The 17,572-nt window shown below is 51.3% G+C and carries 14 protein-coding genes; all 14 read right to left on the bottom strand.

What is annotated here, in order from left to right:
• Positions 1 to 35: 35 nt before the first annotated feature.
• Complete coding sequence (locus DWZ76_RS08745; protein WP_118472451.1) at positions 36 to 1,190, bottom strand: cysteine desulfurase family protein; 1,155 nt, start codon at positions 1,188 to 1,190, stop codon at positions 36 to 38.
• Between the two features lie 31 nt (positions 1,191 to 1,221).
• Positions 1,222 to 1,956, bottom strand: coding sequence for a 16S rRNA (uracil(1498)-N(3))-methyltransferase (locus DWZ76_RS08740; RefSeq protein ID WP_117795082.1), 735 nt, complete (start codon positions 1,954 to 1,956; stop codon positions 1,222 to 1,224).
• Between the two features lie 2 nt (positions 1,957 to 1,958).
• The gene (gene prmA, locus DWZ76_RS08735; RefSeq protein WP_022359722.1) at positions 1,959 to 2,915 is read right to left on the bottom strand and encodes a 50S ribosomal protein L11 methyltransferase; all 957 of its coding nucleotides are present in this window, start codon (positions 2,913 to 2,915) and stop codon (positions 1,959 to 1,961) included.
• A gap of 273 nt (positions 2,916 to 3,188) precedes the next feature.
• Positions 3,189 to 3,950, bottom strand: a complete 762-nt coding sequence (locus DWZ76_RS08730; RefSeq protein WP_107001602.1) for a TSUP family transporter — start codon at positions 3,948 to 3,950, stop codon at positions 3,189 to 3,191.
• Between the two features lie 92 nt (positions 3,951 to 4,042).
• On the bottom strand, positions 4,043 to 5,299 hold the full coding sequence (gene hemW / locus DWZ76_RS08725) for a radical SAM family heme chaperone HemW (protein WP_118472450.1): 1,257 nt from the start codon (positions 5,297 to 5,299) through the stop codon (positions 4,043 to 4,045).
• On the bottom strand, positions 5,299 to 7,113 hold the full coding sequence (lepA, locus tag DWZ76_RS08720) for a translation elongation factor 4 (RefSeq protein WP_022359720.1): 1,815 nt from the start codon (positions 7,111 to 7,113) through the stop codon (positions 5,299 to 5,301). Before lepA ends, hemW begins: the two co-directional genes overlap by 1 nt.
• 173 nt (positions 7,114 to 7,286) lie before the next feature.
• On the bottom strand, positions 7,287 to 8,519 hold the full coding sequence (spoIIP, locus tag DWZ76_RS08715; RefSeq protein ID WP_118472449.1) for a stage II sporulation protein P: 1,233 nt from the start codon (positions 8,517 to 8,519) through the stop codon (positions 7,287 to 7,289).
• Positions 8,520 to 8,607: 88 nt separating this feature from the next.
• Positions 8,608 to 9,609, bottom strand: a complete 1,002-nt coding sequence (gpr, locus tag DWZ76_RS08710; RefSeq protein ID WP_118472448.1) for a GPR endopeptidase — start codon at positions 9,607 to 9,609, stop codon at positions 8,608 to 8,610.
• Between the two features lie 629 nt (positions 9,610 to 10,238).
• The gene (gene yihA, locus DWZ76_RS08705; RefSeq protein ID WP_118472447.1) at positions 10,239 to 10,844 is read right to left on the bottom strand and encodes a ribosome biogenesis GTP-binding protein YihA/YsxC; all 606 of its coding nucleotides are present in this window, start codon (positions 10,842 to 10,844) and stop codon (positions 10,239 to 10,241) included.
• 21 nt (positions 10,845 to 10,865) lie between these two features.
• Positions 10,866 to 13,187 carry an endopeptidase La gene (gene lon / locus DWZ76_RS08700; protein ID WP_118472498.1) on the bottom strand — a complete coding sequence of 774 codons (2,322 nt, stop codon included), beginning with the start codon at positions 13,185 to 13,187 and terminating at the stop codon, positions 10,866 to 10,868.
• Positions 13,188 to 13,328: 141 nt separating this feature from the next.
• The gene (gene clpX / locus DWZ76_RS08695; protein ID WP_117795072.1) at positions 13,329 to 14,627 is read right to left on the bottom strand and encodes an ATP-dependent Clp protease ATP-binding subunit ClpX; all 1,299 of its coding nucleotides are present in this window, start codon (positions 14,625 to 14,627) and stop codon (positions 13,329 to 13,331) included.
• A gap of 43 nt (positions 14,628 to 14,670) precedes the next feature.
• The gene (clpP, locus tag DWZ76_RS08690) at positions 14,671 to 15,252 is read right to left on the bottom strand and encodes an ATP-dependent Clp endopeptidase proteolytic subunit ClpP (protein ID WP_022359226.1); all 582 of its coding nucleotides are present in this window, start codon (positions 15,250 to 15,252) and stop codon (positions 14,671 to 14,673) included.
• Positions 15,253 to 15,501: 249 nt separating this feature from the next.
• On the bottom strand, positions 15,502 to 16,788 hold the full coding sequence (tig, locus tag DWZ76_RS08685) for a trigger factor (RefSeq protein ID WP_022359227.1): 1,287 nt from the start codon (positions 16,786 to 16,788) through the stop codon (positions 15,502 to 15,504).
• 199 nt (positions 16,789 to 16,987) lie between these two features.
• Positions 16,988 to 17,542 carry a DJ-1 family glyoxalase III gene (locus DWZ76_RS08680; protein WP_118472446.1) on the bottom strand — a complete coding sequence of 185 codons (555 nt, stop codon included), beginning with the start codon at positions 17,540 to 17,542 and terminating at the stop codon, positions 16,988 to 16,990.
• Between the last annotated feature and the right edge of the window lie 30 nt (positions 17,543 to 17,572).

Below are 17,572 nucleotides of genomic sequence, written 5' to 3'. Positions count from 1 at the left end.
AAAAAAACTGAGCAGCCATTCTTTAAACAGCCATTTTATTTCATCTGGTAACGGCGCAGTACCGGAAGCAGTTCTCCCAGAACGCCGATCGCATAGTTTACTTCTTCCTCGGTATTCAGATCACCCAGACTGAACCGGATCGTCGAATCGAGAAGTTCTTTTTTCACGCCGATTCCCTTTAAAGTACCGCTGATGCCCGGATGATTGGACGAGCAGGCGGAACCGGACGATACATAAACCCCTTTGTCCTCCAGCGCATGGAGAAGTACCTCGCTGCGGACGCCCTCAAAGCTGGCGCTGACGATCTGCGGCGCGTTGGTGCGGTCCTCACTGCCGTTGATGGTGACGCCGCCGAGCGGTTTCAATCCCGCAATCAGGTGCTCCCGGAGTGTATACAGCTTTTCGATGCGTGCATCAAAATCTTTGTACGCCTCGCGTGCTGCCACGCCGAGTCCGACACACCCCGGCACATTTTCCGTACCGGAACGCATGCCTTTCTGCTGGCCGCCGCCAAACAAAATCGGGCGGATCTTGACACCGTCGCGGATATAGAGGAATCCGACGCCCTTCGGCGCATGGATCTTGTGTCCGCTGACGGAAAGCAGGTCAATTCCCTGTTTTTTCGGACGGATCTTATATTTTCCATATGCCTGGATCGCATCGACATGGAACAATGTCTTCGGATTTTTCTTCTTGATGCACTGGCTGATCGCCTCGATCGGCTCTACTGCTCCGACCTCGTTATTGACGTACATCACAGACACCAGGATCGTGTCCTCGCGGATAGCTTTTTCCAGATCCTCCAGAGAAATATGTCCCAGATGATCGACCGGAAGATAGGTCACCTCAAAGCCCATCTCCTCCAGAAATGACATCGTATTGTAGATCGACGGATGTTCCACACCGGTCGTGATAAGGTGTTTTCCGGCTCTGCGGTTTGCCAGCGCCGTGCCGATCAGCGCCGTATTGTTCGACTCTGTTCCGCCGGAAGTAAAGAGAATCTCCTTCTCCTGCACTTTCAGTGTATCCGCGATCGCCTTCTTTGCCTCGCGAATCAAATTTTCTGCTTCCACACCTTTTCTGTGCTTCGCCGCCGCGTTTCCGTAGTTGACGCACATTGCATCAACGACCGCATCCTTTACGCAGTCCAGCACCTTGGTGGTCGCTGAATTATCAAAATAGGCTTCCATTTTTATCTCTATCTCCTTTGTAATTTTCCAATTACACTTCCAACTGCAGCATCAGTGCCGACAGCATACACAAGCCTGCCGTCTCCGTCCGCAAAATTCTCTTTCCAAGCGTTACGATCTCCGCCCCGTTTTCCCTGGCAAGCTCGACTTCTTCGTCCTCAAAACCGCCCTCCGGACCGATGAAAACGGCGATATCCGTACCCGGCTTGACCGACGCCAGCAGTTCCCTCGTTTTCCGAATGCCATCCGCCGACTCATATGGCAGAAGAACCATATCGTACCCGGCTGCCTCTTTGACCGCCTCTTTGTAGGTCATAAGCGGCGCCACCTCCGGGATAAGGCTGCGCTTGGACTGCTTCGCGGCGCTCTCAGAAACCGCATTCCAGCGTTTTCTCTTCGCGTCCGCTTTTTTCGCATCCAGCTTGACAACCGATCGCTTCATGCTGACCGGAACCACCCGGTATGCCCCCAGCTCCACCGCCTTCTGGATGATCAGTTCCATCTTATCGCCCTTCGGAAGCCCCTGGAACAGGTGAATCCGCGCCGGAAGCTCTTTGTTTTCCCATTCTTCCAGAATCTTTGCCGAAACATACTCTGGTTCCAGTTCTTCCACGCGGCAGAAATAGTCGCCGCCCTCACGGCTGCTGATCAGGATCTCCTCACCCGGCTTCATCCGCAGAACATTGCGGATATGGTTGACATCCGCGCCCTCAATCCGGATTTCTTCCGCCCCGATCTGGTGCGGTTCCACAAAAAAATGGTACATGATTATTTCTTCCTCGCTGTGACAGAAACCCACTCGCCCTGATGGGTAATCTCTACAATCTCAAAGGCATCGTTCGCCTCAAATGCCGCCTTGACTGCCTCTTCCTTCATATCAATGATACCCGATGTGATGAAGATACCATTTTTCTTAATATGAACCGGGATCTCTTTCTGCAGCATGATGATAACGTCTGCCAGGATGTTGGCAACCGCAATGTCGTAATACTCGTATTTTACCTCGTCCTGCACTGTTTTATCGTCGATGATGTTGCCCTGTACGACCTTGAACTGCTCCGGTGCGATTCCGTTTGCTTCCAGATTCTCGCCAACGGCTGTGATCGCATTTTCATCCAGATCCGTTCCAAATACGTGTTTTGCGCCCAGTTTTAACGCCGTGATGCCTAAGATACCGCTTCCGGTTCCGACATCAAGCACCTCTGAATCCGGTGTCACGTATTTCTCGAGCTGGCGGATGCAAAGCTGCGTTGTCTCATGCATGCCCGTACCAAACGCCGTACCCGGATCGATCTGAATCAGCAGCTTATCCTTGTGCTCCTCCGGCACTGTCTCCCAGGTCGGCTTGATGAGGATGTGATCGACCGTAAACGGTTTGAAATACTGTTTCCAGTTGTTGATCCAGTCCTTATCCTCCGTCTCGGATTCTGCAAACGTGCAGGCGCCCAGATCGGTAAACGGCTTCAATTCTTCCAGCGCCTCTTTGACTTTCGCCATCATCGCCGGGATATCATCATCCTCATCGAGATAAAAACTTACCTTCGCCACGCCCTCATCCGGCGGAAGCTCCGGCAGAATGTCGATGAACATTCCCTTCGTCTCTTTCTCGGTCAGCGGGATATTGTCCTCAATCTCAATGCCCTCGATGCCGAGTTCATCCAATGTGTAGCTGATGAGATCCACCGCCTCTGTGGTGGTCGTCAGCGTAAATTTCTTCCATTTCATGTTCGTTACCTCTCTTTATTGAAACGACTTATCATCCAAACATTCACATTTCATCACGCAGCTATTTTTGCATCATTCTCACTGTAAATGTGTCAAATGTTACTGTTCACAGGTAGGCACTTTTGGAACCGAAAGTGCCGTAAGAAAACGTGGTGGCAGCAGGAATTTGCCGTATTTAAATGCGAAGCCACGGCAAATTCCGTTACTGGGCACGTATGCGTGAACAGTAACTGTCAAACGAATGAATCAGCCTAATCGTTCTAATTTTCTTTTCTAATTTCCCAATAAAATCTTCACAAACAGGATCGCCAGCACCACCAGAATCAGCGGGCGCACGATCTTCTGTCCATTTCCCAATACCAGGCCGGAACCGATATAATTTCCTAAAATACTGCAGATCGCCGCAGCCAGCCCCAGCGTGTAAATGATCTTGCCGTGAATCACAAATGTGACAAACGCCGCCACATTAGACGAAAGATTGATCGCCTTTGTCGTACCCGCCGCCTCTTTCATCGTATAGCGTGCCGCTCCTGTGAGCACCAGCAGCAGGAAAGTTCCGGTTCCCGGTCCGTAAAAACCATCATAAATACCGATGATCAGCGCGGATGCCAGCGCAATCAAAAATGATTTCCGCTCCGGCAGGGTGCCCGCCAGCGAATCATCGCCCATTTTCTTATTCCGCATAACATAAAATGCTACAATCGGAAGAATCACGATCATCATATACTGTAAAATCTTATCGCTGACTAACAAAGTCAGGTTCGAACCGATCGAAGAACCGATCAGCGCCGCCACGATAAACCAAACCACCTTCTTAAACTGTATGTAACCGTTTTTGGCAAACCGCCCGGTCGCGATTGCCGTTCCCATCATGGAACTCATTTTGTTGGTTCCGAGCGCCATATGGGTCGGAACCCCGGCGATCAGGTACGCCGGAAGTGAAATCAATCCGCCTCCCCCTGCGATCGCATCCACAAAGCCTGCCAGAAATACCATCGGACAGACAATTATAAACTGCAGTATCGTGCAATCCATGCTTCACCCTCCAAAATTTTCATGCACACCCAAATTCCTCCTGCCGTCGCAAAACAGATATCAAAAAGCACTCCGGGCATACATTTCTATTCTTATTGCAAAAACTCCGCCAGTGCATAGGTACTGACATCCAAGCCATATTCAGTCAGGCGGATATGGCTATCTGTCTGGACCGATGCTTCCAACAATCCTTCTTTCAAAAGCCGCTCGATCACCTCACCGTACACCGCTTCTATCGCCACGCCAAACCGGCGTTCAAACTCTGCCGTCCGGACGCCGCCGGTCAGCCGCAGCCCCAGAAACATAAATTCTTCCATCCGCTCCTGACGGCTCAGTTCGTGTATTTCCTCATACTGCGCGCCCGCTGCCAGCTCTTCTTTCGTAAACACCAGATAACGGTTCAAATCCGCCGTCACCTGAAAGCGTTTCCCGCCCACCAGCGAGGATGCCCCCAGACCAAGCCCCAGATACTCCACACCGGTCCAGTAACCGATGTTGTGGCGGCAGGCATAGCCCGGTCTGGCATAATTGGAAATCTCATACCGCTCATAGCCCAGCTTCGCCAGCGTTGTTTTCGTGTGGTGGTACATATTCCGGTCTGTCTCCTCATCCGGCAGACATTTGCAGCCTTCATACTTCGTCTGTAAACGCTTTGGCATAGAGGCGTAATCGCCGTATTTTTCCAGATCCGCGCACATCTCCCCGTACTCTTCATATAACGGCGTGCCTTCTTCCACAATCAGGCTGTATGCGGAAATATGTTCCGGTTCAAGGTCGCAGACGAACCGCAGAGTCTCCTGCCAGCTCTCCTCCGACTGTCCCGGAAGCGCCGACATCAGATCGACATTGATATTGTCAAATCCAGCGTCCCGCGCAGCACGAAAACTCTGCAAAAACTGCTCCCGCGTATGAATCCGCCCTAAAAGCCGCAATTCCTCCTCCGAAGCCGACTGCAGCCCCAGACTCAGGCGGCTGACCCCTGCATTCCGGTAACCGGCTGCCGAATCCGGCGTCAATGTCCCCGGATTCGCCTCCATCGTGATCTCCGCATCCGGCTCTACCCGAAAGACCTGCCGGACGGCTGCCAGAATCCGCTCAATCGCCGATGGTGGAAGCAGGGACGGCGTTCCGCCGCCGATAAAGATCGTCTCCACCGTCCGCCCTGTCAGGTTTAGCCGCGGCGCCGCATTTTCAGGACACTGCCCTGCATCCTCTTCCGGAATGCTTTCAATCTCCCGGATCAGCTGATCCACATATTTCTCCCGCACGCACGCATCGGACGCAAACGAAAGAAAATCACAGTAACGGCATTTGCGGACACAGAACGGGATGTGTATATATAATTCCATTATTCCTCGTCCAGCTTCAGGACGCTCATAAATGCCTTCTGCGGAATCTCTACGTTTCCGATCTGACGCATACGTTTCTTTCCTTCCTTCTGCTTCTCCAGAAGTTTTCTCTTTCGGGAAATATCGCCGCCGTAGCATTTTGCCAAAACGTCCTTCCGCATTGCCTTGACCGTCTCGCGGGCAATGATCTTGCCGCCGACCGCCGCCTGGATTGGAATCTCAAATAAATGACGCGGAATCTCATCCTTGAGCTTCTCGCACATTTTTCTGCCGCGCTCATATGCCGAACCTTCGAATACGATGAAAGAGAGTGCGTCCACTTCCTCGCGGTTGACGAGAATATCCAGTTTTACCAGCTTGGATTCCTCGTAGCCCTTTAACTCATAATCAAACGACGCGTAACCGCGGGAGCGCGATTTCAATGCATCGAAGAAATCATAAATAATCTCATTTAACGGAAGTTCATATTTCAGCAGCGCACGGCTCGCCTCAATATACTCCATTCCCAGGTAAACGCCGCGGCGCTCCTGGCACAGCGTCATGATCGCACCGACAAACTCGGTCGTAACCATGATCTCCGCCGACACGATCGGCTCTTCCATATAGGCAATCTCGGACGGATCCGGCAGGTTTGACGGGTTCGTCAGCTCAATCATATCGCCGTTCGTCTTGTGCACCCGGTATACAACGCCCGGCGCCGTTGTCACAAGATCCAGATTGTACTCGCGTTCCAGGCGTTCCTGGATAATATCCAGATGGAGAAGCCCCAGGAAACCACACCGGAAACCAAAGCCCAGCGCTACCGATGTCTCTGGCTCAAAATAGAGCGCTGCATCGTTGAGCTGCAATTTTTCCAGCGCGTCCCGCAGATCCGGATATTTCGCACCATCCGCCGGATAAAGACCGCAGTATACCATCGGCGTTACCTTCTTGTAACCCGGAAGCGGCTCTGCACATGGGTTGTCCAGATCGGTGATCGTATCGCCCACGCGGGTATCCTGCACATTTTTAATACTGGCAGTCACATAGCCAACCATACCGGCTGAAAGCTCTTCGCACGGAATAAACTGACCTGCGCCAAAATATCCAACCTCCACAACCTCTGCAGCCGCTCCGGTCGCCATCATTTTCATGCGTGTGCCTTTTTTGATCGTACCGTTCTTCACACGGCAGAATACGATAACGCCCTTGTAAGAATCATACAGGGAGTCGAAAATAAGCGCCTGCAGCGATGCCTCCGGATCGCCCGCCGGTGCCGGGATCTTCTGCACGATCTCCTCCAGAACTGCCTCGACATTTAAGCCGGTCTTCGCAGAAATGCGCGGTGCATCTGACGCCTCCAGACCGATCACATCCTCGATCTCCGCTGCCACGCGCTCCGGATCCGCACTCGGCAGATCGATCTTATTTAACACCGGAATGACCTCCAGATCATGATCCAGCGCCAGATATACATTCGCCAGCGTCTGCGCCTCGATTCCCTGTGCCGCATCCACAACCAGAATCGCGCCGTCGCACGCCGCCAGGCTTCGGGAAACCTCGTAGTTAAAGTCCACATGTCCAGGCGTGTCGATTAAGTTAAAAATGTACTCCTGACCGTCTTTCGCCTTATATACCGTGCGGACTGCCTGCGACTTGATGGTAATACCTCTCTCCCGCTCCAGATCCATGTTATCAAGCACCTGCGCCTGCATCTCACGGCTCGTTAAAAGTCCCGTCATCTCAATAATACGATCTGCCAGCGTTGATTTGCCGTGATCGATATGTGCAATGATGCAGAAATTTCTGATTTTGCTCTGATCTATAATTGCCATCCGTTCATTCCTCTCTCTGTATCACTTTGTTTGGCAGCAACATGTTTGCTGCGATATCTTATTTTTTATTTAAAATCATCTTTTATAATAAATAACACCTGATCTAAATGAATATACCATTTTTTCAGGTACGCCGCAAGTCCTGAAATAGAAAAAGCCTTGACATTAGCCCGTCAACAGCAACCTGTCAGCACCTGATCCAGAAGCTGCGCCAGCGGATCCATCGCATTGACCGCCTCTTCATATGTATTCGTCTGTGCCCCGACCTCGATCAACGCCGAGCGCGGGCGTAGATGTAGATTGTAACGAAGCCCCTTTAAATAAATTGTCCGCGTAAACCCAGGATATATCTGATCGGCATTCCACTTCATCTGAAAACTGAACGCCAGATTTTCCTTCCGGCAGGGATTTGCCAGATACTCGATCGGTCCGTCCGGCGTCTCGCTGGTACCGTTGAAAAACATGATCTGTGCCGTTGGTTTCCCTTCTATCTGCGTGACTAGATGCGTCTGCTCGCTGACACCGTCCCGGTGCACATCTAAAATCACCTGAATCGACGGGTATTTCTGCAAAAGGTTCGTGACACCCTCGCAGGCATATGTATAGGCACGGCTCCGGTCTAGATGCCCCGACTTCATATCATAGGCAGTTGTATCGTGCCAGACCTGATATCCTTTCGTCCGCAGCCGTTTTGCCAGCTCTTCCCCCAGAGACACCACCGCGCCCTTTCCGTCGCTTCCCGTATAATCTCTATAATTTTCCTGCGAATGGGTATGATAAATCAAGATCTGTGGTCCGTCCGCCTCGTCCTTCCTGATTGTCAGATCCATCGACAAAAATGTCTCTGCGTTCATCAGGCTCCGGTCAATCGACGCCGTCGGGTGGATTGTAAAAAAATGCTGGATCAGATAATCATAATCTTCCAGCTTTTTCCGCAGACGCGGGCTGTCCACCAGTGCGGCAGTATTTGCCCTCTCTGTCTTTTCTCCATTCTTTCCAGCACTATACAGCCTCTCTTCGTCCGTCTCTCCGCCGCCCTGTCTCCCACTTTCATGAACAAGCCCGTTCCATTTTCCAAGTAAAGTTCCATCCACCAGCCTACTCCCGGAAAACTGTGCCAGGAAATCCATATACTCCTGCCGGACTTCCTGTTCTTCCAGATATTTATAATAGGACGGATCGGCTTCTCCCTGCGTCTGTTTCTTCCACCCGGCAAGTCTATGCCTTTTCCCCTCCTCCGAATCTGGTATATCCCGCAAATTAGTCCCCCAGACCGGGTACCAGGACCTTACCACCGCATTCTGCACAGCTGTCCAGATGAATGCACGCATCTTCCAGCCGACTGTCAGCAAAAACAGAACCATCAGGAGCCCGGCTGCCCTCTGCCACCACCGCACCGCATTCATCTCCCTTCTTTCCTGTTCTATCCTATGCGGTTAGCAAAGTGTAGTTTCCTGTTTAGTTCTGTTTTTCAATCTGGCATTTTTTTCAGTGTTATCTTTCTTCCTCCAGCCGTTCCACTGCCCGCCGGATCCCCTCGGCGATTGCTGCGCTCAGCTTGCAGATACGCTCGTCCATGTCCTGCGGGGTCACAAACATCGCTCCAAATTCAGGTTCCAGAAGTTCCCGGATCAGCTCATATTGGCTGTCCGAATCCAGTTCCCGGATGTATTCACCGTACCGGCTGCCCTCTTTTGAGGCGGTTAGTGTCCGCACTAACGCATTGACCGTCCCGTGAACGATCGCCGCCGCGCCCACAACCGTCGGAACGCCGATCGCGATTACCGGCACGCCGAGATTTTCCCGCGTCATTCCCCGGCGGTGGTTGCCGACGCCGGAACCCGGATGAATTCCTGTATCCGTCAGCTGAATGGTGCTTGCCAGACGGTGGACGTTTCGCGCCGCCAGCGCGTCGACCGCGATCACCAGATCCGGGCGGCTCTCCCGCACGACGCCGCGGACAATTTCTGCCGTCTCCATCCCTGTCTGTGCCATCACCCCTGGATGGATACCGCTGAGAACCGGATGCACCGTCCGCCCCGCTTTCTCAGCCGTATAGAGGTATGTGCCATTTCTTCTGCCTGGCTCCGTCCGCAGATGGCGGTTCATCGAAAGCCCATCCACCACGCGCGGTCCCAGCGAATCCGGCGTCACCTGCCGGTTTCCCAGTCCCGCTACCAGAATCGAAAGTCCGGCCATGGTTGAAGCACAGTTTTTCCGGATCAGGGACGCCAGCTGCCGTCCTAACTCCCCGGCAGCCGCCTCACAGTATGCGTCCTCTGTCTCCGACAGCCCCGGATCTTCCATCGTCAGGTAGGTTCCCATCGGCTTTCCCATTGATTCCGCACCTTTTTCGTTCAAAATCGAGACTTCCGTCATCCGGATCGAACTGCCATGACAGCGCCATTCCCGCAGCGCCACACCGCCGATTTCGCCCCCATCCCCCTCAAAACTTTCTCTCTCCTCCAACGCCAGATCCGTCCGATTTTCAAACATGGCTGCTCCCTTCTATCTCACAACTCAATCACAACCCGCACCATTATAAAGCTTAAATTCCATCCTGCCATTTTTCATGTCAAAATATCCTTATTTTTTTCCTCAATTCGTAACTGTTCAGTACCTTCACAGTCACGCGCAAAAATTCATTAAAAATTGCCTACGGCAATGGAATTTTTTCCTGCTGACCCATGTTTTCGTACGGTCAGCGCAGTAAATGCGCAGACCTACTGAACAGTTACCTCAATTTTTATATTTTCCAGAAATATATATTTTATTCTCTCAAAAAAACCTAACGCTTTTTTTGTTTCATAGGACGCAATTTCCTGTGAAACAAAAAACTGCGCCACCCAGCCCAGATATTTGACATCGCCCGCAAGGATAGGCGCCGCCTGATATCCGGTCAGATACCGCAGTTTATACGTTTATTTTTCGAATTTTTCTAAAACTCTATTCTATTTCTCGCCGTCCGCACTCTCCACCGGCGTTACTGTTCACACATGTGTGCTCAGCAACGGGATTTTGCCGATGCTACGCATTCCAAATCGGCAAAATCTGCTGCCGGAACTGTATCATACGGAATTTTCAGTTCAGAAAATTCCTACCTGTGAACAATTACCCACCGGCATCTATTCCCCCGGATGTTCCACCCTCCAGATCTCCGTCTCCAGATAGTTCCAGATCTCTTCTCTGCCCTGTTTTGTCTCGGCGGAGAACGGAATCATCATCACTTCGGTGCCGACTCCCAGACCTGTTCTGAGAATCTTTAACTGTTTCTGGAGCTGGCTGCGCTTGATCTTGTCAGCCTTGGTCGCAATCAGGATCGGCTGGAAGCCCTGGGAAACGATCCAGTCGTACATGAGTTTGTCGTTTGAAGATGGCTCATGACGGATATCAATCAGCAGGAAGACGCAGCGAAGCATCTGCGATTTGTGCAGATAATTTTCAATCATCTTGCCCCACTTTGCCTTGACCTCGACGCTCGCGCGCGCGTAGCCGTACCCTGGCAGATCGACGTAGTAAAACGCGTCGTTGATATGGTAAAAATTGATCGTCTGGGTCTTGCCCGGCTGCGAGGATGTTCTCGCATAGGATCGGCGGTTCATCAGCGCATTGATCAGGGACGATTTGCCGACGTTTGATTTGCCTGCAAACGCGAATTCCGGCTGTGTATTTGCCGGCAGCTTACTGGTGATACCGCAGACGGTTTCCAGATTTACATCTTTTATAATCATATTTTTTCTCCTACTAAACCGCTATTTCTCCGGTACAAATGCCTCTCGGATGACTTCGTTCATCTCCTTGATGTATACGATCTCCATTCCTTTCGTGATTTCCTTCGAAAGTTCCTCGACATCCGGCTGATTTTTCGCCGGTACCAGTACCTTTTCCACCTGCGCCATGCGGGCTGCGAGCAGTTTTTCTTTCAGACCGCCGATCATCAGCACATGACCGCGCAGCGTTACCTCGCCGGTCATCGCCACACGCGGCAGTACCTTCCGTCCTGTCACCGCCGACAGCATCGCCGTTGCCATCGTGATTCCGGCCGACGGACCATCCTTCGGCACCGCGCCCTCCGGGATATGCAGGTGAATATCGTGTTTCTCGAAATAGTTCTCCTTCACGCCGTAATCAGATGCAACCGAACGCACATAGGTCAGTGCAATCTGCGCCGACTCCTTCATGACATCGCCCATCTGACCCGTCATCTGCAGCACGCCTTTGCCCGGCATGACATTGACCTCGATCTGCAGTGTATCGCCGCCGACGCTCGTCCACGCCAGACCGCGCACGATACCGACCTGTGCCTCATTTCCGGCTGCATCGAAGAAGACTTTCTCGCGTCCCAGATAATGATCCAGATTCCGCTCTGTCACGCGGATCGACGGTTTCTTCTTCTCCAGCACCTCTCTGGCTGCCTTTCGGCAGATATCGCCAACCCGGCGCTCCAGATTCCTGACTCCAGCTTCCCTGGTGTAGCTGTGAATCATTTTCTCCAGCGCCGAACCCGTGATATTTAACTGTTCCTTCGAAAGGCCATTCTTCTCCAGCTGTTTCGGAATCAGATAGTCTTTTGCAATGTGATATTTTTCATTTTCCGTGTAACTATTGACTTCAATCAGCTCCATACGGTCCAGCAGCGGTCCAGGGATCGTCTGCGTTGTATTCGCCGTCGCGATAAATAATACCTCCGACAGGTCAATCGGGATCTCCACATAATGGTCGCGGAATTTCACATTCTGCTCGCTGTCCAGCACCTCTAAGAGCGCCGAGGATGTATCTCCCTTATAATCGCTGCTGACTTTGTCGATCTCATCCAGCAGCATCAGCGGATTGGCAACCCCTGCCTGCTTGAGCCCTTCCACGATGCGTCCCGGCATCGCGCCGACGTAGGTCTTTCTGTGACCGCGGATCTCCGCCTCGTCGCGCACGCCGCCCAGGCTGATGCGGACATATTTGCGTCCCATCGCCTTCGCAATCGAGCGGGCGATCGAAGTTTTACCGGTTCCAGGCGGTCCCACCAGGCAAAGGATCGGGCTGGTGCCCTTCTTCGTCAGGATGCGGACTGCCAGGTATTCCAGCACGCGCTCTTTGACCTTTTCCAGACCATAATGGTCGGCTTCCAGAATCTCTTCCGCATGCTTCAGGCTCGCGTTATCCTTCGTCATTTTGTTCCACGGCAGTTCCAGCACCGTTTCCAGATATGTCCGGATCACATTCGCATCCTGGCTGCCAGCCGGCATATTCTGGAAACGGTTGATCTCCTTGCGGATCCGCTCCTTTACTTCCACGCTGGCTTTGATCTTCTTCAACTGTTCCTTCATCTCATCCGCATCAGAAACCGGATTTTCCTCTCCCAGCTCCTCCCGGATCACACGCAGCTGCTCCCGCAGAATATAATCACGCTGATTTTTATCCAGCGCCGCCTTTACCTTCGTCTGAAACTCGCGTTTCACGCGGTAAACCTCTAATTCCGTCAGCAGAAGCTGCAGCTCTGTCTCATACATCTCCGTCAGCGTCCGGCATTCCAGTACCGACTGGCGCGCTTCATAGTTCCACGGGAACTGGGCTGATATCTGGTTCATTAATTCGGTCAGATCTGGCTGTGCGATCAACGGACTTAATACTTCACGTCCCGCTGCCACATTTAATTTTCCGTATTCTTCCAGCTTTTCTTTCAGAATCCGGAGCATCGCCTCTTTCTGAATCGTGTCCAGATCGTCCTCGACCGGATCCAGAATCTCCACGATCGCAGTGCAGCATGCCTCGCCCTTCTCCATCTCCAGAAGCTCGGCTCTCTCCTGCCCTTCCACCGTGACGCGCACCATGCCGCCCGGCATCTTGACAAGCTGTTTCACGTAGCCAATCGTTCCTACCTGAAAAATCCCGTCAATATCCGGGATCACCTCATCCGGCTGCTTCTGCGTCGCCAGAAATACTCGCTGATCGCCCACCATCGCCTGCTCCACCGCCGCGATGGATTTATCCCGGATGATATCGAAATTTACCGTCATCTGCGGCAGCACGGTCAGTCCGCGCAGCGCGATCATCGGCATTGTCAGTTTCTTATCTTCCATAACACCTTTATCTTTCTTAATCAAATGTATCGTTATTTCCTGTGAAAAGAAAAACAGGGGTCTGCCTATGGCAGTTCGCCATCTCACAGACCCCATTAACAGCCGCCATTCTCAAGCTGCTGCATTTATTTTCCTTTACATTTACGCAATCTCGCCGGTTCTGTCTTTCTTAGAACGTCCTGTAAAAGACTTGCGGGGCACCGTATTGTCGCGATATACCAGCTCCGGCGCACTCTTTCCCTCGACTACGTCTTTGGTAATCGTGCAGATGCCGATCGTGGAATCGGACGGAATCTCATACATGGTATCCATCATCAGGGACTCCATGATAGAACGAAGTCCTCTGGCTCCCGTCTTTCTCTCGACTGCCATGTGGGCGATCGCCATCAGCGCATCATCCGTGAACTCCAGCTTCACGCCGTCCAGATCGAGAAGCGCCTGATACTGCTTGATCAGGGCATTCTTCGGCTCTCTTAAAATGCGGACCAGCGCCTCCTCATTGAGCGTCTGGAGCGATACCGTGATTGGCACACGACCGATAAACTCCGGAATCAGACCAAACTTCGTCAGATCCTGCGGCATTACCTGTTTCAGAAGCTCATCGATATCCTGATGCTTGCGATCCACAATATCGGAGTTAAATCCGATGGAACCGGCACCTAAACGGCTGTCGATGATCTTCTCCAGACCGTCAAATGCACCGCCGCAGATGAACAGGATGTTGGTCGTATCGATCTGAATCAGTTCCTGCTGCGGATGCTTTCTGCCGCCCTGCGGCGGAACACTGGCAATGGTTCCTTCCAGAATCTTTAAAAGCGCCTGCTGTACACCCTCGCCCGATACATCGCGGGTGATAGATACATTTTCAGACTTCTTCGTAATTTTATCAATCTCATCAATATAAATGATGCCGTACTCTGCCTTGCTGACGTCGTAATCAGCCGCCTGGATGATCTTCAAGAGAATGTTCTCTACATCCTCGCCGACATATCCAGCCTCGGTCAGAGTGGTCGCATCCGCGATGGCAAACGGTACATTTAAGATCTTCGCCAGCGTCTGCGCCAGGTATGTCTTACCGGAACCGGTCGGTCCGAGCATCAGGATGTTGCTCTTCTGAAGCTCTACATCCTGCGTGGACTTGGACATAACTCTCTTGTAATGGTTATAAACCGCTACGGAGAGCACCTTCTTGGCGTCGTCCTGTCCGATGACATACTCATCGAGAAATTCTTTGATTTCCTTCGGCTTCAGCAGGTTGATTCCGCTGAAATCCGGTCCTTTTTCCTGATCGGCAAATTCCTCTTCCAGAATCTCCGAGCAGAGTTCGATACAGTCATCGCAGATATATACATTATCTGTGCCAGCGATCAGTTTTCTAACCTGATCCTGTGTCTTGCCGCAAAATGAGCAGCGTATTTTGTCGTCTGTTCTGCCTGGCATACTTCCACCTTGTTCCTTTCTATTATTCCATCCAGAAATCTAATTAGTGGTTGGTAATGACACAATCAATCAGACCATACTCTTTCGCCTGCTCTGCTGTCATGTAATTATCACGCTCTGTATCACGCACGATCACGTCATACGGCTGGCCTGTATTGGCTGCCAGAATCTCATTTAATTTCTTCTTGGTACGAAGAATATTCTCCGCTACAATCTGGATCTCGGTTGCCTGTCCTCTCGCGCCGCCGGATGGCTGGTGAATCATCACTTCTGCGTTCGGAAGTGCATATCTCTTTCCTTTGGTACCGCCGGAAAGCAGGAATGCGCCCATGCTGGCTGCCATACCCAGACAGATGGTAGATACATCACATTTGATATAATTCATCGTGTCATAGATCGCCATACCTGCGGTAACAGAACCGCCCGGGCTGTTGATATATAAGCTGATATCCTTATTCGGATCCTCTGCCTCCAGGAACAGAAGCTGTGCTACAACCAGGCTGGCTGTCACATCATTTACTTCCTCTCCCAGGAAAATGATACGATCTTTAAGCAAACGGGAGTAAATGTCATACGTCCGCTCGCCGCGGCTGGTGGATTCAAGGACATAAGGTACTAAACTCATGATTCTTCCTCCTATAATTGAGAATGAATGTTTATGGCAAAAATTGTTACAGTTCACACGCGTGCAAACTGTAACAGGATTTTGCTGATGCTTCGCATTACAAATCTGCAAAATCTGCTGCCACTATGTTATCGCACGGCACTTTCGGTTCCAAAAGTGCCTGCCTGTGAACAGTAATACAAAATTCTATGATGCCTTAGGACACCATAGAATTCTGCCGTATTTCAGTATTCGCTTTTATCGGTTTGATTAAGCAAGCTTTGCCTGCTCTACCAGTAAATCGATCGCTGCCTGAACTTTCAGGTCCTCACGGATCTGCTCTTTCTCGCGCTCACCCATCATTTCTTTCAGCTTAGCGCCTTCCAGTTTATAGGATGCTGCGATCTCGTTGATCTGCTCGTCAAGCTTCTCATCGGAAACTTCTACGTTCTCAACTTCAACTACTTTCTCAAGAACCAGTCTGGTCTTGATTCTCTTCTCTGCTTCCGGACGCATCTGCTCCATCAGCTTCTCCGGTGTCATGCCGGTATATTTCATGTAATCGTTGATGTTTAAGCCCTGGCTCTGCAGACGGCGAGCGTAGTTCTCTACCATCTCTCTTGCCTGAGTGTCAACCATCGGCTGCGGCAGTTCCATCTGAGCGTTCTCAACTACTTTTTCGATTACGTTGTTCTCGTTCTCTACTTTAGCGTCCTGCTCTTTCTTCTCCTGCAGTTTCTTGCGGATGTCTGCTTTGTACTCATCCAGAGTATCGAAATCAGATACTTCGCTTGCGAACTCATCGTTCAGCTCCGGAAGCTCGTTTCTCTTAACTTCTTTGATGGTTACAACGAACTTAGCCGGTTTGCCAGCCAGCTCATCTGCATGGTACTCAGCCGGGAAAGTAACGTTTACGTCACAGGTCTCGCCTTTTTTCTTGCCGATTAACTGATCCTCAAAGCCCTCGATGAAGGAATGGGAACCGATTACCAGCGGATAATCTGTACCAGCGCCGCCGTCAAATGTCTTGTCATCAATGTAGCCGGTGAAGTCGATGATAGTGTTGTCGCCGTCCTCGATTGCGCCGTCTTCTACGTCAATCAGTCTGCCGTTTTTCTTACGTGCTGCAGTCAGCTCGTTCTCTACATCCTCGTCTGTCACAACAGCTTCTGCCTTCTTAACTTCTACGCCTTTGTACTCGCCCAGAGTTACTTCCGGTTTCAGAGCTACGGTTGCCTCGTAGATGAATGCCTTACCTTTTTCGATCTGAGTCACTTTGATCTCCGGAGTGGAAACGATCTCTTCCTTGCTCTCCTCTGCTGCCTTCGGATAAGATGCGTCGATCACTTCGTTTGCTGCATCCTCATAGAAAATGCCAGCGCCATACATCTTCTCCAGCATAGCTAACGGTGCTTTACCTTTACGGAATCCCGGGATGCTGAATTTGTTTTTGTTCTTGTTGTACGCATTTTTGATTGCTGCATCAAACTCTTCAGCCGGAACTTCGATGGTCAGCTTTGCCATGTTCTTCTCTAATTTTTCTACCTGTAAACTCATTTTAAGGGGTCCTCCTTGCTTCTATATGTGAACCGCCATTCTACCGGGCGTTACACTTCAAGATAGCATTATAGCATATCTGCGTGCTAAATACTAGCGGAAAATATAATTTTGCGTTCACTTTTTGCGGGTTTATGAGTGGTTTTAGGTGGGTTTTATGCCATTTTTGATGCATTTTCTGTGTGTTTCTAAGTTGAAACTACACCTGGTCATACTGAATTGAATCTTTGACCTGTAATGCTACCGGGCGATCGACTAAGAGCGATGCCAGCTCAATTCCCAGATCCAGCGCATATCCAAGTCCACGCGCCGTTGTGATATTGCCGTCCGTCACAACGCCCGCACCCGTCAGCTTCGCACCGGTCAGGGCATCCTCAAAGCCCGGATAGCAGGTTGCCTTCTTGTCCTTCAAAAGCCCCAGCTGCCCCAGAATGCTCGGAGCCGCACAGATCGCTGCCAGGCGCTTTCCAGCAGCATCTGCATGCACCAGTGCATCGCAGAGCGGTTTGCACGCCATCAGATTTTTCGTTCCCGGCATACCGCCCGGAAGGAACAGAAGATCCGCTTTCATCGGATCAACCTCATGCAGCAGGGCATCTGCATGGATACCAAATCCATGTGCGCCCTTCACCTCTTTTTTACCCGTAATCGAAACCAGTTTTACCTTCACACCCGCGCGGATCAGCACGTCTGCCGTCGCCAGACATTCCACTTCTTCCAGTCCATCTGCTAAAAATGCGTATACTACAGCCATGATTATTTCCTCCTGTTCTTTGTTTTTATA

Source organism: Clostridium sp. AF35-15, from assembly GCF_003477745.1.
Lineage (GTDB): Bacteria > Bacillota > Clostridia > Lachnospirales > Lachnospiraceae > Otoolea > Otoolea fessa.
Note: the sequence above shows the minus strand (reverse complement) of the source record. Positions and strands in the feature narration are given on the sequence as shown.

What these genes read in the sequence shown, in the direction of transcription:
- DWZ76_RS08745 (WP_118472451.1), bottom strand. Translation starts at nt 1,190, where the DNA reads ATGGAAGCCTATTTTGATAATTCAGCGACCACCAAGGTGCTGGACTGC.
- DWZ76_RS08740 (WP_117795082.1), bottom strand. Translation starts at nt 1,956, where the DNA reads ATGTACCATTTTTTTGTGGAACCGCACCAGATCGGGGCGGAAGAAATC.
- prmA (WP_022359722.1), bottom strand. Translation starts at nt 2,915, where the DNA reads ATGAAATGGAAGAAATTTACGCTGACGACCACCACAGAGGCGGTGGAT.
- DWZ76_RS08730 (WP_107001602.1), bottom strand. Translation starts at nt 3,950, where the DNA reads ATGGATTGCACGATACTGCAGTTTATAATTGTCTGTCCGATGGTATTT.
- hemW (WP_118472450.1), bottom strand. Translation starts at nt 5,299, where the DNA reads ATGGAATTATATATACACATCCCGTTCTGTGTCCGCAAATGCCGTTAC.
- lepA (WP_022359720.1), bottom strand. Translation starts at nt 7,113, where the DNA reads ATGGCAATTATAGATCAGAGCAAAATCAGAAATTTCTGCATCATTGCA.
- spoIIP (WP_118472449.1), bottom strand. Translation starts at nt 8,519, where the DNA reads ATGAATGCGGTGCGGTGGTGGCAGAGGGCAGCCGGGCTCCTGATGGTT.
- gpr (WP_118472448.1), bottom strand. Translation starts at nt 9,609, where the DNA reads ATGTTTGAAAATCGGACGGATCTGGCGTTGGAGGAGAGAGAAAGTTTT.
- yihA (WP_118472447.1), bottom strand. Translation starts at nt 10,844, where the DNA reads ATGATTATAAAAGATGTAAATCTGGAAACCGTCTGCGGTATCACCAGT.
- lon (WP_118472498.1), bottom strand. Translation starts at nt 13,187, where the DNA reads ATGGAAGATAAGAAACTGACAATGCCGATGATCGCGCTGCGCGGACTG.
- clpX (WP_117795072.1), bottom strand. Translation starts at nt 14,627, where the DNA reads ATGCCAGGCAGAACAGACGACAAAATACGCTGCTCATTTTGCGGCAAG.
- clpP (WP_022359226.1), bottom strand. Translation starts at nt 15,252, where the DNA reads ATGAGTTTAGTACCTTATGTCCTTGAATCCACCAGCCGCGGCGAGCGG.
- tig (WP_022359227.1), bottom strand. Translation starts at nt 16,788, where the DNA reads ATGAGTTTACAGGTAGAAAAATTAGAGAAGAACATGGCAAAGCTGACC.
- DWZ76_RS08680 (WP_118472446.1), bottom strand. Translation starts at nt 17,542, where the DNA reads ATGGCTGTAGTATACGCATTTTTAGCAGATGGACTGGAAGAAGTGGAA.